The organism is Streptacidiphilus sp. MAP5-3, assembly GCF_041262505.1.
Lineage (GTDB): Bacteria > Actinomycetota > Actinomycetes > Streptomycetales > Streptomycetaceae > Streptacidiphilus.
Genome location: NZ_JBGCCL010000048.1, coordinates 16,988 through 31,367 on the forward strand (window position 1 = coordinate 16,988; position 14,380 = coordinate 31,367).

Genomic DNA, 14,380 nt, shown 5'->3' on the forward strand with positions numbered 1-14,380 from the left:
GCGGCCGGCAGAAATGCCGGCCGCGCCCGGGTGCTGACGCTGCGTCAGGGCTGCTGCAGGTCCACCGCGGCGTAGATCGCGCCGATGTTGATGCCCTCGCCCGTCGACGGGTAGTCGACGGTCAGGTCGGTGGTGCCGTTGGCGAGCTTGCCGTCCAGCAGGAACCGGTGGTTGTCGTAGCCCAGGGTGTTCGGGTACTCCGGCGTCCGGTGCCACATGTAGTTGCTGTCGTTCGGGTCGTCGTTGGCCAGCACCGAGTTCTGCACGTCGTTCACCGGGCTGAGGTTGTCGCCCAGCGGGAACGGAGTGCCGACGTTGGGAACCACGTTGGCGTGGTCCGGCCAGCCGCGGTCGCCGTCGTAGGTGATCTCACCGAGGCGCAGGCCGACCGGGCCGCTCGCCGGCGTCTGCAGCCCGTGCAGGGAGACCCCGACGGTCTTGCCGGAGTTGATGGCCTGGTGCTCGTAGCCGTCCCAGACCTCCAGGTGGCGCAGCGGCTTGTTGCAGTCCTGGTAGCCGACCACCATCGACCAGCCGCCCCAGGAGTCCACCGCCAGCGCGGCGTCCAGGTCGGCGACCTCGTAGGTGCCGGACCCGCCGGCGCGCACCAGGTTGGTGATGTCCGCGGAGGTGGCGTAGCTGTGGTCCGGGTTGGTGCCGTCGAAGCCCATGGCGGTGTCGCGGTTGATCCGGACGTAGCCGTGGCTGCCGGGGGTCTTGAAGTCGACCCAGCCGACCTGGTTGATCGACTTCTGCACGTTGATGTGCAGGCCGGGGATCACGATCCCGTAGGTGCCGCCCCAGTACAGCCGGGCGAACTTGACCTGGGCGCCCGGCGGCAGCTTGAAGTCGGCGGAGCTGGAGGAGTAGATCGCCGTGCCCTGCCGGTCCCGGTGACCGGGTCCGTCGATGTTGATGTACCGCATCCAGTAGTCGTTGTTGCGCCCGGCGCGCTGCCCCGTCGTGGGCGGCACCTGGTTGCGGGCGACGAGGCAGTCCGGCGCGTCCTTGTTCCGCTTCGGCTTGCGCGGGTCACAGGTGACGACGGAGTTGCCCACGCTCGTCACCGTGCCGTGGATGTCGGCAGACCAGCGCGTGCTGAAAGCGACGTTGTGCTCGGTCCCGGCCTTGACGCGGTGGTTCGCGACGGCGGCGTCGGCGGGCGAGAACAACGACGGCAGCACGGCGATCAGCGCGCCGACGGCGGCGACGGCGGCGAGCCGTCGGACGCGGCTGACCTTGGAAAGCCCGCGACTGCTGCGGGGCATGAGACCTCCTATGAGGATTCGGGCGGACGTGATCATCCGAACATGACGCTCTGTTGACTTCTCGTTACGGTGCGCCATCCGGGCCGTTCGTAGGCCATCCGTCGGACGCCCCGGGACGCTGCACCGGGCTGTGCCGTCACCTCCCTTGCGGAAGGCTTACGGCGCCGACACTCTCTGTCTTCGCTTGCACACCGGGATTACCCTGGAATCGCCGACGCGGTGGCTCGGACGCCGACCGCGCGACGGCACGTGTGCCGACGGAGGCGATGATCGTGAAGTCCCGTTTCGCTCCAGACCGACAGCTGACGGCCAGGATGGTGACCGTGCTGTTCCTGTTGGGGCTGCTCTACGTGGTGTTCGCGGCGGTACTCGTCGCGTTGCTCAAGTCGGTCGTGCTGGTCGTCGTCATCGCCGGAGGCCTCCTCTTCGCGCAGTACTGGTACTCCGACCGCGTCGCCCTCTTCGCGATGAAGGCGCAGGACGTCTCGCCGGAGCAGGCTCCCCAGCTGCACGGCACGGTCGACCGCCTCTGCGCCCTCGCGGATATGCCCAAGCCGCGGATCGCGGTCGCCGAGATGGACCTGCCCAACGCCTTCGCCACCGGCCGCAACGCCGACCACGCCGTGCTCTGCGTGACCACCGGCCTGCTCCGCCGCCTGGAGCCCGACGAGCTGGACGGCGTGCTCGCCCACGAGCTCTCGCACATCGCGCACAGGGACGTCGCGGTGATCACCATCGCCTCGTTCCTCGGCGTGCTGGCCGGGCTCGGGGTCCGGGTCGGCTTCTACACCGGGCTGATCGGCGGCCGGGCCCGGCGGGACCAGAACACCACGATGATCGTGCTGGCTGTGGTCGCCGTCTCGGCGGCGGTCTACGCCCTCAGTTTCATGCTGATCCGCGCGCTGTCCCGGTACCGGGAGCTGGCCGCGGACCGCTCCGCGGCGATCCTCACCGGACAGCCCTCCGCGCTGGCCTCCGCGCTGGTCAAGGTCACCGGAGCCGGGGCCAGGATCCCGTCCAAGGACCTGCGCACCGCGCAGGCGTTCAACGCCGTCCTCTTCGCCCCGGCGTTGACCGGCGAGGAGGGCTCGGTGTCGCGGTTCTTCTCCACCCACCCGCCGCTCCAGCGCCGGCTGGACGCGCTGGCCGAGCTGAGCGCCCGGCTCGGCGACCGCCCCGACGGCGAGTGATCCCGCCCGCCCCTGTTTGTTCCTGACGCCGCATCACCCGAACGGGTGGCTGCGGTGGCGTGCTCGGCCGTGCCGATCTTGACTGACCGGTACCAGGTCGAGAAGGGGCGGGCCCGTGTCCGAAGAGGACGCCACCGACGGCAGTGATCCCACCGACGGCACTGACCCCGCCGGGCGCCTGGACCGGGCGCGGGCCCGGGCGGATCTGCTCAAGGGCCGCGCCCATGTCCGCTACGTGATGCTGGAGCGGCAGTTCCCCGTGATCACCGCGCTGACCGCGCGGATGCTGACGGTCGGTCTGATGGACGCGGCGACCCGGCTCGCCGCCCAGATCTTCATCACCACCGTGCCGCTGCTCTTCGCGCTCGGGGCGTTCGCCCCGGAGTCGGTGCGGAACACGATGACGGACTCGTTGCGCTCGATCTTCGGCATCCACGGCGCCGCCGCCCAACAGGTCCAGAGCGTGGTCCACGCCAGCGGTTCGGCGGGCGAGCTGCGGCAGACCACCGGCATCATCGGCATCCTCATGGCGGTGATCGCGGCGACCAGTTGCAGTCGGGCCCTGACCCGCATCTGCAACGACTCCTGGCGGCTGCGCAAGGCCTCCACCCGGATCGCCGCCTGGCGCTGGCTGGCCTGGATCGCGGCGATGGTGACGCTGCTGGTCTGCCAGGGCCCGGTGCGCAACGGCTTCGGCGCGGGCCTGTGGCTGGGCGTCCCGCTGACGTTCGTGCTCAGCGTCGCGATCTGGTGGTGGACCCAGCACCTGCTGCTGGCCAAGCGTGTGCCGTGGCTGCCACTGCTGCCCGGGGCCGTGCTGTGCGCGATCAGCGCCACCGGGCTCTCGCTGACCGCCCGGATCTACATGCCCAACGCGCTGAACCGCGCACTCGTCCAGTACGGCTCGCTGGGCCTGGTACTGACCTGCCTGTCCTGGCTGATCGTCCTCTCCGTGGCGCTCACCTTCAGCATCGCGGCGGGCGCGGTCCTGGCCCAGAACGCCCCGCTCGACAGGCCGCTCAACACCCCGGCGGACCTTGCCGGTCCGTCCCGGCAGAAGCCCGCCGGGGGCTGAGCACGACGCCCGCCGACGTCAGGGTGAACAGGGCGTCAGAACGGGCCGGTGCTACGGCGCGAGCAGCGAGAGGGCTCCCGGGAGGAGCTCGATCCGGGCCGGGAGGGAGGCGATCTCGTCGCCGTCCGCGCAGACCGGGATCGGGCGGTCCGCGTCGACGGTGACCGTGCGGGCGGTGGTGAGGGTGACCTCGGGCCGTTCGATATGGGTGCCGCGTTTGGCCTCGCGCATGAAGGAGACGACCTTGCTGCGCGGGCCGTCGCCGACCACCATCACGTGCGCCACGCCGTCGTCCAGCTCGGCGGGCGGCACGATCCGCAGGCCGTGGCCGTAGGCGCCGCTGTTGGCGACGACGACGGTGTGGCCACGCGTCCGCAACTGCTCCCCGTCGATGTCGAGGGTGTACTCCGCCGCGCGCCAGCCGAGGATGGCGCGGACCGGGGCCAGCCGGTAGACCAGCAGCGCCGGCAGCCACCGTCCGGCGTTGATGATCTGCGTGGCCAGCGAGTCGATCCCGATGTAGACGTTGCCCGGCGCGATGACGCCGTTGACCTCCAGCACGTCGATCCGACGCGCCGTCCCGTCGAGCAGGAGCTCGGCCAGGCCCGCCGGGTCGGTCGGGAGGCCGAGCCGCCAGGCCAGGTCGTTGCCGCGCCCGGCCGGGACCAGGCCGAGCGTGCCGCCGCCCCGGACCACGCCGTCGGCGGCGTCGCGGGCCATCCCGTCGCCGCCCACCGCGACCACCACCTCGCCGCGCTCGGCCGCCTGCCGTGCGGTCTCGACGGCGTGCTCGCGGCTGCGGCTCGGGATCGTCCGCACGGTCGCGCCGGCGGCGAGGAGGCGGTCTGCGACCGGCTGCCAGCGCTGGAAGCCGTGGCCGCCGCCGGAGACCGGATTGATGATCGCGGTGAACTCACGCACTGTCAGTCGCCGCCTGTCGTCGGGTCGATGAGCACGCCGGGGTTGAGGATCCCGGCCGGGTCGAGCGCCCGCTTCACGGCGCGCAGCGCGTCGACGGCCAGCGGGCCGATCTCCTGCGCGTAGGTGTCGCGGTGGTCGGTGCCGACGCCGTGGTGGTGGGTGATCGCGGCTCCCGCAGCGCGGATCGCGGCGTTGGCGGCCGACTTGGCCTGCTGCCACTGGGCGAGCGGGTCCTCGGTCTGCGCGCAGGCGACGGTGAAGTAGAGCGACGCGCCGGTCTCGTAGAGGTGCGAGATGTGGCAGAGCACGATCGGCGCCGTGCCCTGGGCGGTGAGTGACTCGGTCAGCGCGGTGGTCACCGCCGCGCGCAGGGCGTGCAGGTTGGACCAGAAGGTGACCGTCTCCAGGGTCTCGATCAGCACTCCGGCGTCGAGCAGCGGGTCGCGCAGGTAGGGGGCGCGGTAGCGGCCCTTGCGCCAGGCCTCGCCGCCGTCGGGGCCGAGCAGTTCGCCGCCCGCCTCGGTCAGCACGGCGGTCGCTCCGGCGCGGCGCGCGGCGACGTCGGCCGCCGTGCCCTCGTAGCCGACGACGGCCAGGCAGCCGCCGGGGCCGCCGCCGAACATCGCCGACGGATCGGCCAGGTTGATGCCCGTCTCCGTCTCGTCGGACAGTCGCAGCACGGTCGGCTCCGGGCCGTCCTGGACCAGGCGGCGCAGCGCGTCCGCGCCCGCCTCGAAACTGACGAACCGCCAGGACTCGAAGACCCGCTCGGCCGGGGCGGGCCGGACCCGGACGGTGACCGAGGTGATCACGCCGAGCGTGCCCTCCGAGCCGAGCACGAGCTGGCGCAGGTCGGGCCCGGCCGCCGACTTGGGCGCGCTGCCGAGGGTCACCGTGCCGCGCGGCGTGGCCAGCACCAGGCCGACGACCATGTCGTCGAACCGTCCGTACCCCGCCGAGGACTGCCCGGCGGAGCGGGCCGCCGCGTAGCCGCCGATGCTCGCGCCCTCGTAGGACTGCGGGAAGTGGCCCAGGGTGAAGCCCTGTTCGCGCAGCAGTTCCTCGACGCCCGGCCCGCGCATGCCCGCCTGGAGGGTGGCGGTGCGGGAGACCGGGTCGAGGTCGAGCAGCGCGTCCAGTCGGCCGAGGTCGATCGCCACCACCCCGGCGAAGCCCTCGCGACGCGGGGCCAGACCGCCGACCACCGAGGTGCCGCCGGAGTAGGGGACCACGGCGATGTTGCGCACGCTGCACACGTCCAGCAGCGCGACGACCTCGTCGTGCGAGGCGGGCGTCACGACGGCGTCGGGCGCGTCGGTGGCGTCGCCCGCGCGCAGGCGCAGCAGGTCGGGGGTGGACCAGCCACGGGTGTGGCCGAGGCGGGTGTCGTGGTCGGTGCGTACGTGCTCCGTGCCGACCACGGCGGTGAGGGCGTCCAGCGCCTCGGCCTCCAGCGCCACCGCCGGGAGGGTGATCTCCGCGGGCTCGACCGGGTCGTGCTCGGGGGTCTTCACGCCGAAGAGGGCCAGCGTGTCCTTGGCGGACGTGGGCAGTTCGGTGGCGTGCGCCGGATCGCCCCAGCGGTAGGGGTGGAAGTCCACGACGGGAAGGTCTGACTCGGTCATCGGGAGCGGTCCTCGGATACTGGGCGGTAACGTGCTGATACACTTCTACATGTGATGTCGCAGCGAATCAACACGCCGGACGGAACCGACCCCCTGCAGAGTGGTCCGGAATTCAAGCTTCCGGAGTTCCAAGGTCCGGAATTCAAGGCGGCCAACGCGATCCCGGAGGAGCGGATCCTGGAGGCCGCCTACCGGCTGCTGTTGACGATCGGTCCGCAGCGGATGACCATGGCCGACCTGGCCCGCCAGGCCGGCGTCTCGCGCGCCACGCTCTACCGGCGCTGGGGCTCGGTCCGCGACGTCGTGGCCGCGCTGACCACCCGGGTCTGGGTGGAGCTGGCCGAGTCCGCCTTCCCCCAGGGCAGCCGCGAGGACGTGTCCCGGGCGCGGCTGGTCGACGGCGTCGTCACGCTGATGCGCGCGGTCCGCACCCATCCGCTGCTGCGCACGATCATCGAGCTCGACCCCGACTTCCTGATGCCGTACCTGCTCAAGCGACGCGGCACCAACACCGACCACCAGCTCGCCCTGCTGGAACTGGCCCTGGCCGCAGGCATCGCGGCCGGATCGGTACGTGCCGAGGAGCCCGCGCTGCTGGCCCGCGCGGTGCTGCTGGCCGCCTGGTCCTTCACGCTGACCGGCCCGGTCCTGGCCGGCGCGGCGGACGGCAGGGGCGCGCAGGTGGACCGCCTCGACGAGGAGCTGCGCCTGATGCTGGACCGCTATCTCGCACCCTCCTGATCCGCTCCGCATCACCTGACTCGCCCCGCCCCGGAAGGCAGGACCACCGCGTGAACATCGCCCCCAACGCCTCGCTCAACGCCGACCGCCGCGCCCGCGAACTCGCCGCCCTGCGCGCCGCGAGCGGAGGCGAGGAGACCGGCCCCGCCGTCGATCTGCTGGTCGTCGGCGGCGGCGTCACCGGGGTGGGCGTGGCCCTGGACGCAGCCGCGCGCGGGCTCTCCGTCGTCCTCGCCGAGAAGCACGACCTCGGCTTCGGCACCAGCCGCTGGAGCTCCAAGCTGGTCCACGGCGGGCTGCGCTACCTCGCCTCCGGCGCCGTCGGAATCGCCCACGAGAGCGCGGTCGAGCGCGGCATCCTGATGCAGCGGACCGCCCCGCACCTGGTCCGCGCACTGCCGCAGATCGTCCCGCTGCTGCCCGGCACCGGCGCGGCGGAGAGCGCGCTGGTCCGCGTCGGGTTCCTGGCCGGGGACGCGCTGCGGATCGCCGCCCGCACGCCGTCTTCCAGCCTGCCGCGCTCGCGCCGCCTCTCCCGCGCGGAAGTGCTCCGCTACGCCCCGACCGTCGCCGACGCGGGCCTGCGCGGCGGCCTGGTCTTCTGGGACGGCCAACTGACCGACGACGCTCGCCTGGTGACCGCGCTCGCGCGGACCGCGGCCGCCCACGGCGCTCAGGTGCTGACCCGCTGCGCCGTCAGCGAGGCACGCGGCAACGGCGCGGTGCTGACGGACGAGCTGACGGGGGAGAGCTTCCGGTTGCGCGCCCGCATGGTCGTCAACGCGGCGGGCGTCTGGGCCGGGAACCTGGCCCCCGACATCACCCTGCGGCCCAGCCGGGGCACGCACCTGGTCTTCCGTCAGGAGGCCTTCGGCGGCCTCACGGCCGGTCTGACCGTGCCGATCCCGGGTGAGACCAACCGCTTTGTCTTCGCCCTCCCGGCCCCCGACGACCGTGTCTACGTCGGTCTGACCGACGAGGAGGCCCCGGGCCCGATCCCGGACGAGCCGCAGCCCTCGCCCGACGAGATCGACTTCCTGCTGCGGACCATCAACACCGCGCTGCGCCGCCCGCTCACCCGCGACGACCTGATCGGCACCTTCGCGGGCCTGCGCCCGCTGCTCGACACCGGATCCGGCCGCACCGCCGACGTCTCGCGCAAGCACGCCGTGCTCACCGCGCCCGACGGGCTGGTCACCGTCGTCGGCGGCAAGCTGACGACCTACCGGAGGATGGCCGAGGACGCGGTGGACGCCGCGCTGGCGGCTTCGGGCCGGGCGGCGGCGGGCTGCCGTACCCGCTCGCTCCCGCTGGTCGGCGCGGCCGACCGGGCCACCCTCGCCCGGGTTGACGCCCCGCTGCGCCTGGTCCAGCGCTACGGCACCGAGGCGGCCGCGGTCGTCGCCGAGGCGGACGGGGACCCGTCCCTGCTGGAGCCGATCGCGCCCGGCACCGACACGACCATGGCCGAGCTGCTCTTCGCGGTCCGCCACGAGGGCGCCCTCGACGCCTCCGACCTGCTCGACCGCCGCTCCCGACTAGGCCTCGCCCCGGAGACGCGCGCCGCCGCGCTCCCGGCCGCGGAGCGGGCGCTGAAGCACGCCTGATCGGCGGTCAGGTCACGCGCCGCCGTCGATGGTGGGGACGGTGGTGGAGACGGCGGCGGGCGGGGCGGGCAGGCGGCTGGCGCGGCGCATCAGGGTGTCGAAGGCCCGGTCGGGCAGCAGCCGCCGCAGCATGATCAGCGGCTTCGCACCGCTGCCGATCGCGTAGCGGGTCCGGGGACGCTCGGACTGCACGGCATGGGCGATCGCCTCGGCGACGACGGTGGGAGCCGAGCCGAAGCTGGTGATCCGATCGCCCCGGAGCGTCTTGGCCATGGCCTTGGCCTGGCCCGCGTACGGGCCGGAGCCGGAGGTCGCGAGCAGGTTGTCGGCGGCGATGCCGCCCCACTCGGTCCTGATCGCCCCCGGCTCGATCAGGACCACCTGGATGCCGAACGGCTGCAGTTCCAGCCGCAGACAGTCGCTGATCCCCTCGACCGCGAACTTGGTGGCGTGGTACCAGCCGCCCAGCGGGGAGTGGATCCTCCCGCCCATCGAGCTGACGTTGACGATCCGTCCGCTGCGCCGGGCCCGCATCTGCGGCAGCACCCGCCGGATCAGGTCGGCCGCGCTGAAGAGGTTCACCTCGAACTGCGCCCGCGCCTCGGACAGCGGCACGTCCTCGACCGCGCCGTACGAGCCGTACCCGGCGTTGTTGACCAGCACGTCGATCCGCCCGGCCTCGGCCAGGATCCGCTCCACCCCGGCCCGGTTGGACTCCGGGTCGGTCACGTCCATCGCGACCACGTGCACGCGGTCGAGCTCGGCGATGCCGCTCATCCGCTCGACCCGCCGCGCGGCGGCGTAGACGGTGCAGCCGAGCGCCTGCAGCCTGCGCACCGTGGCCTCGCCGATCCCGGACGAGGCCCCGGTGACCAGAACCACCTTGCCGGACGGGGCGACGGGTACGGAGTTCTCGGACATGCCACCCATCTCACTGCGCGGCGAGCCGACCCGCACCCCGGCCGCGTCCGGACGCGCTCAGCGGACCACGTCGATGGTCCAGTCGGCGGGGTTCAGGCCGAGCGGATGCACCAGCCGGAGCAGCCCCGCCATGCCGCCGAGTGCGGTGAGGGCGGGCGGGATGTGGTGGATGTCCAAGAAGCTCTCGACGCAGTAGTTGACGTGGTCGGCGGTGGAGCAGGACCGAACGAACCCCTGGACGTTCGGTTTCACGCCGTCCAGGTCGACGCTTCGCTGCGGGGTGGTCGTCGTGGTCGCGCAGCAGCACCCGCCGCCACGGCGAGCGCCGCTCCGCGAGGAAGGTGTTGACCAGGGTGGTGCGGGCGTATCCGTCGGGGTTCTCCAGGGTGCTTATGCATGGCCAGTGCACCTAGAGCTTGGTGATCGTGGTCTGGGTCAGGTCGTCCGCGTGGTGCCAGTCGTTCGACGGCAGATATGCCACCCTGCGCAGCCACGGAGCCCTGGTGCCCGCGAACTCGCTGAACTCGGCGTCGTGGTCTCGTGGTGACACGGCAGCACCTCCTTTCACGCCCGCCTAATGCCCGGGAGCGCCGGAGGGTTGCATACGTGTTTTCCGGTCCTTGTCACGTCCGTCACCCGAGCGGGCGGCTTCGACCTGCGCGTCGACCCGGCAGCCCCCAAGGTAAGGGAACAGCGGAGGAGAGCTCCATGACGAGGACCGACGGAGAAGAGCAGCAGGCGGAGCCGCAGCGCGACGACGGGACGGCGGGCCGGGAGGCTGGGCGGGCGGCGCGGAAGACCGTCCCGCGCGCGGCGCAGGGCCCGTGGCACGCCCCGGCGGGCCGGGAGGGCCCCCTCGCCGTCCTGGAGCGCCAGTGCGCCACCCGTGTCCCCGAGTTGGTTCCGATCCGGTACGGCCGGATGGCCTCCTCCTGCTTCGCCTTCCTGCGCGGCGCCCCCGCGGTCATGGCCGCCGACCTCGCGTCCTCGCCCAACACCGGCCTGACCGTGCAGCTCTGCGGCGACGCCCACCTCTCCAACTTCGGCTTCTTCGCCTCACCCGAGCGCACCCTGCTCTTCGACCTCAACGACTTCGACGAGACGCTGCCCGGCCCCTTCGAGTGGGACGTCAAACGCCTCGCCGCCAGCCTTGCCGTCGCCGCGCGCGAGAACGGCGACTCCGACCACGCGGCGACCGAGGCGGCCCGCGCGGCCGCCCGGTCCTACCGGGAGCACATGCGTCAACTGTCCGCTCGCGGTGAACTCGACGTCTGGTACGAGCGGGTGGACACCGAGGACCTGCTGGAGACCGTCCGCGAGGCCAACCGTGCCGAGGCCCGCTCCGAACTGGCCAAGGCCCGCCGCCGCACCAACCTCCAGGCACTGGAGAAGCTCACCGAGACCGGCCCCGACGGCGAGCCGCGCATCAAGCACGACCCTCCGCTGCTCCAGCCCATCAGCATGCGCGACCTGGGCCTCGTCCAGGAGACCTACGAGGACTACCAGCGCAGTCTGAGCGACGAGAAGCGGGCGCTGCTGGGCCGGTTCCGGCTGATCGACGCGGCGATGAAGGTCGTCGGCGTGGGCAGCGTCGGCACCCGCTGTTTCATCGGCCTGCTGGAGGGGACGACGATCGGCGACCCGCTCTTCCTCCAGGTCAAGGAGGCGGACCAGTCCGTGCTCGCGGCCCACCTCGCGCCCAGCAGCCACCGGCACCAGGGCCGCCGCGTCGTCGACGGGCAGCGACTGATGCAGGCGACCGGCGACATCTTCCTCGGCTGGGCCACGGGGCCGGACGGCCGGCACTTCTACTGGCGCCAACTACGGGACATGAAGGGCTCCGTGGAGATCGGCAAGCTGACCGCGCCCGAACTCGCCCGCTACGGCGAGATCTGCGGTCGCACCCTCGCTCGCGCCCACGCCCGCTCCGGCGACCGCGAGGCGATCGCCGGATACCTCGGCCACGGCGGCGCCTTCGACCGTGCGATCGCCGAATGGGCCCTCAGCTACGCGGACCAGACCGCCGCAGACCACGCGGCGCTGCTCGCCGCCATTGCCGACGGCCGGATCGCCGCGCGCGCCGATGTCTGACGCGGACGGACGCCGGTTGACGCGGGCCCGCGCGCTGGCGCGGCTCGCACTGCTCTGCGCGGCGGGCGCAGTGGCCGTGCTGCTGGCGGTGGTCGGGCACCACGGCGTGCTGGTGCCGCTCGTCGGGCTGCTGGGGCTCGCGCTTGCGGCGGGCGGCGCGTGGTGGGCACTGGCGCACCGGGGCTTGCGACGGCTCGGCGGAGCGCTGGTGGCACTTGGCGCGCCGGTCGCCGTGCTGGTCGTCTATGCCGTCACCGGTCTGCTGCTGGCAGGGTTCGGCGCGCTGCTGCTCTGGGGCGCGGCGCTCACCTCCGCCCGCTCGGCGCTGCGTCAGGTCCGCCGGCCCGGGCGGATGCACGCGCAGCGGACCGCCCGGCCGCAGCGGCCGGTGCTGATCATGAACCCGCGTTCCGGCGGCGGCAAGGTCGCGCGCTTCGGACTGGCCGAGAAGGCGGAGCGGCTCGGCGCGCGGGTGGTGCTGCTGGAGCCGTCGGCGGAGGACGGGCGGCCGGTGGACGTGTCGGCGCTGGCCAGGCAGGCGGTCGCCGACGGCGCGGATCTGCTCGGGGTCGCGGGCGGCGACGGCACCCAGGCGCTGGTCGCGGCGGTCGCCGCCGAGCACGACCTGCCCTTCCTGGTCGTCTCCGCCGGGACCCGCAACCACTTCGCCATGGACCTGGGCCTGGACCGCGCCGACCCCTCCCGCTGTCTCGACGCGCTGAGCGACGGCGAGGAGTTCTGTGTCGACCTCGGCGCCGTCGCCGGCCACCCGTTCGTCAACACCGTCTCCTTCGGCGCGTACGCGGAGATCGTGCAGAGCCCCGCCTACCGGGAGGCCAAGGCCGGCACCGTCCTGGACGCCCTGCCGGAGCTGCTGCTCGGCGACCCCGAGGGCCGGCTGCGGGCCCGCGCCGACGGCCGCCGCCTGGACGGCCAGCAGGCGCTGTTGGTCAGCAACAACCCGTACTCCGGCGGCGATCCCCTGACCGGAGGGCGGCGTCCTCGGTTGGACCGGGGTCTGCTCGGAGTCCTGGGCATCCGCGTCGACGGTCCCGCGCAGGCGGCCGAGGTCGCGCTGCTCGGTGTCCGCGCGTCAGGGCTCTCGGCGCTGACGGCACGTGAGGTGGTGGTCCACGCGGACGTACCGGTGATCGCGGTGGCCGTCGACGGCGAGGCGCTGCGGATGACGCCGCCGGTCACCTGTACGGTGCGTCCGGGCGTGCTGCGGGTCCGGGTCCCGGTCCACCGCCCGGGCGCACCGGTGACCAGCCCGCCGCTGGACTGGCGGCGCATCGTCGCTCTCGCGCTGGGCCGTCCGCTGCCGCAGCCGCGGGCGCACCCGGCCCCACCGGCGGCGGGCGTGCCGGAGTCCGAGGGCACGCAGGAGCCGAGCACACCGGAGGAGGACACCCGTGGCTGAAACGGCCGTCGCCCCGCGCACGTCCCATGTCTGGTCGCTCCTGCACGACCTGCGGCAGCTCGACCACGCCGTCTACGCGGCCGTCGCGGCGACCGACACCCCGACCCTCGACACCGGCCTGCGTCGGCTCTCCCGCGCGGCCGACAACTCCAAGATCTCGCTGACGGTGGCCGCGCTGCTCGCCCTCCGTCCCGGCCGTACCCGTCAGGCGGCGCTGACCGGTGTCGCGGCCCTCGGCCTTGCCTCGGCCGGCGCGAACCTGGTGGGCAAGGAACTCGTCCGGCGGCCCCGCCCCGACCGCGCCGCCGCGGAGGTCGTCGCCGACCGTCAGGTCCCGATGCCCGCCTCGGCGTCATTCCCCTCCGGGCACACCGCCTCCGCGGTCGCCTTCGCCGTGGCCGTCGGCGCGACCCTCCCGGCGGCGGCCTTCCCCCTCGCCCTGCTCGCCACCGCCGTCGGCTACTCCCGTGTCCACACGGGTGTCCACTACCCCGGCGACGTCGCCGCCGGGGCCGTCCTCGGCGCGGCCTGCGGCGCGGCGGCGGTGGCCCTGGTGACCCGCGCCCGTTCCCGCAGGTAGGTGCAAACGTCCAGGGGCGCGGGGAACGGCGCGAGTAACCACTGCGCCCGGGAATTGACGACTCACCCCAACGATGGGCAGACACCGCCGATCGGCAACGGCGAGACGTTACTCCTCGACTTCTCTCGTCCTTCCGACGCAGAGCGCCCAGATGACGAAGATGTCGACGGCGATCAGCACGATGGCCCAGAACGGGTAGTAGGGCAGCCACAGGAAGTTGGCGATCATGCCGAGACCGGCGAGGCCGATACCGACGACGCGTGCCCACATCGCGCCTCCGAAGAGGGCCACACCTGCTACCACGATGAGCACACCCAGGATGAGGTGGATCCAGCCCCAGCCGGCGGTGTTCATCTTGTAGGCGTAGTTGCGGGTGACGATGACCAGGTCGTCCTTGGCGATGGCGGAGATCCCTTCGAATATCGCCAGGACACCGCCGATGATCATCATGACTGCGGCGAAGAAGGTCCAGCCGGTTGCAACGGGCCGCCGGGAAAGGTGGGCGGCCCTTGGCGCTCCACTGGCATTGCTGGCCATGATCGTGCTCCTTCGAGTACTACCTCGTCGCCGAAACCGGCGACCTGGCCGCGCAGACCTGCGATTTCAGCTTGACACGGAGGCACCCGAGCCGCACTACCGGCGCCATGCCGGACGAAGCACGTGCAGGGGCGGCCGAGCCCCGGGCGACCGTCCACCCGACCACCGTGCTCGGAGCGAGTGGTGCGTTCCGCGCGGCCTCGACACCGGGTGACCGGAATAGGTGTATCTATAGCTCTCTGTGGTGTTTTGCCGGTCGGTGGCCCATGCGGCTGTGGCCGGACGGGAGTGGTCAGGACGGTGAGGAGTATGGGTGTGGCAGGTGGAACGTCTGGTGCGCGGGGGTCCTCCCGGGGTCCGGTTCGGGCGGCGGGGGAGCCTGTGAGTCGCGCTGACCGGGTGGC

14 protein-coding genes are annotated in these 14,380 nt (G+C 72.8%); 7 read left to right on the forward strand and 7 right to left on the reverse strand.

Going from position 1 to position 14,380, the window contains the following annotated elements; all coding sequences use genetic code 11:
• Nucleotides 1–44: 44 nt before the first annotated feature.
• Nucleotides 45–1,268 (reverse strand): hypothetical protein, encoded by a 1,224-nt coding sequence (locus ABH928_RS35325; protein WP_370072832.1) that lies wholly within the window; start codon nt 1,266–1,268, stop codon nt 45–47.
• A gap of 272 nt (nt 1,269–1,540) precedes the next feature.
• Between ABH928_RS35325 and htpX the strand changes: the two genes are divergently transcribed.
• Together htpX and ABH928_RS35335 are read left to right on the forward strand one after the other, a co-directional pair.
• Entirely contained in the window at nt 1,541–2,458 is a 918-nt protein-coding gene (htpX, locus tag ABH928_RS35330) for a zinc metalloprotease HtpX (protein WP_370072833.1), read from the forward strand.
• A 115-nt stretch (nt 2,459–2,573) separates the two neighbouring features.
• Nucleotides 2,574–3,533 (forward strand): YhjD/YihY/BrkB family envelope integrity protein, encoded by a 960-nt coding sequence (locus ABH928_RS35335; RefSeq protein WP_370072834.1) that lies wholly within the window; start codon nt 2,574–2,576, stop codon nt 3,531–3,533.
• 51 nt (nt 3,534–3,584) lie between these two features.
• On the opposite strand, the gene ABH928_RS35340 is transcribed toward ABH928_RS35335, so the two are convergent.
• Nucleotides 3,585–4,454, reverse strand: a complete 870-nt coding sequence (locus ABH928_RS35340; protein ID WP_370072835.1) for a diacylglycerol kinase family protein — start codon at nt 4,452–4,454, stop codon at nt 3,585–3,587.
• Between the two features lie 2 nt (nt 4,455–4,456).
• The gene (locus ABH928_RS35345; RefSeq protein ID WP_370072836.1) at nt 4,457–6,079 is read right to left on the reverse strand and encodes an FAD-binding oxidoreductase; all 1,623 of its coding nucleotides are present in this window, start codon (nt 6,077–6,079) and stop codon (nt 4,457–4,459) included.
• A gap of 54 nt (nt 6,080–6,133) precedes the next feature.
• Here ABH928_RS35345 and ABH928_RS35350 point away from each other — a divergent pair, with 54 nt between their 5' ends.
• Together ABH928_RS35350 and ABH928_RS35355 are read left to right on the forward strand one after the other, a co-directional pair.
• Entirely contained in the window at nt 6,134–6,820 is a 687-nt protein-coding gene (locus ABH928_RS35350) for a TetR/AcrR family transcriptional regulator (protein ID WP_370072837.1), read from the forward strand.
• Nucleotides 6,821–6,870: 50 nt separating this feature from the next.
• Entirely contained in the window at nt 6,871–8,427 is a 1,557-nt protein-coding gene (locus tag ABH928_RS35355) for a glycerol-3-phosphate dehydrogenase/oxidase (RefSeq protein ID WP_370072838.1), read from the forward strand.
• 12 nt (nt 8,428–8,439) lie between these two features.
• Here ABH928_RS35355 and ABH928_RS35360 read toward each other — a convergent pair whose 3' ends face one another.
• From ABH928_RS35360 to ABH928_RS35370, 3 genes are all read right to left on the reverse strand, one after another.
• On the reverse strand, nt 8,440–9,348 hold the full coding sequence (locus tag ABH928_RS35360) for an oxidoreductase (protein ID WP_370072839.1): 909 nt from the start codon (nt 9,346–9,348) through the stop codon (nt 8,440–8,442).
• A gap of 57 nt (nt 9,349–9,405) precedes the next feature.
• Nucleotides 9,406–9,600, reverse strand: coding sequence for a hypothetical protein (locus ABH928_RS35365; RefSeq protein WP_370072840.1), 195 nt, complete (start codon nt 9,598–9,600; stop codon nt 9,406–9,408).
• 157 nt (nt 9,601–9,757) lie between these two features.
• Nucleotides 9,758–9,898 carry a hypothetical protein gene (locus ABH928_RS35370; RefSeq protein ID WP_370072841.1) on the reverse strand — a complete coding sequence of 47 codons (141 nt, stop codon included), beginning with the start codon at nt 9,896–9,898 and terminating at the stop codon, nt 9,758–9,760.
• 158 nt (nt 9,899–10,056) lie between these two features.
• On the opposite strand from ABH928_RS35370, the gene ABH928_RS35375 reads away from it, so the two are divergent.
• Genes ABH928_RS35375 through ABH928_RS35385 form a run of 3 tightly spaced genes read left to right on the forward strand, consistent with a single transcriptional unit; the run spans nt 10,057 to nt 13,439 of the window.
• Nucleotides 10,057–11,439 carry a DUF2252 domain-containing protein gene (locus ABH928_RS35375; RefSeq protein WP_370072842.1) on the forward strand — a complete coding sequence of 461 codons (1,383 nt, stop codon included), beginning with the start codon at nt 10,057–10,059 and terminating at the stop codon, nt 11,437–11,439.
• Nucleotides 11,432–12,859 (forward strand): diacylglycerol kinase family protein, encoded by a 1,428-nt coding sequence (locus ABH928_RS35380; protein ID WP_370072843.1) that lies wholly within the window; start codon nt 11,432–11,434, stop codon nt 12,857–12,859. The genes ABH928_RS35375 and ABH928_RS35380 overlap by 8 nt, the downstream gene beginning before the upstream one ends.
• Nucleotides 12,852–13,439: a phosphatase PAP2 family protein gene (locus tag ABH928_RS35385; RefSeq protein ID WP_370072844.1), complete on the forward strand. Its 588-nt coding sequence runs from the start codon at nt 12,852–12,854 to the stop codon at nt 13,437–13,439. Before ABH928_RS35380 ends, ABH928_RS35385 begins: the two co-directional genes overlap by 8 nt.
• Before the next feature lie 108 nt (nt 13,440–13,547).
• Here ABH928_RS35385 and ABH928_RS35390 read toward each other — a convergent pair whose 3' ends face one another.
• Nucleotides 13,548–13,976, reverse strand: coding sequence for a hypothetical protein (locus ABH928_RS35390; protein ID WP_370072845.1), 429 nt, complete (start codon nt 13,974–13,976; stop codon nt 13,548–13,550).
• Nucleotides 13,977–14,380: the final 404 nt, after the last annotated feature.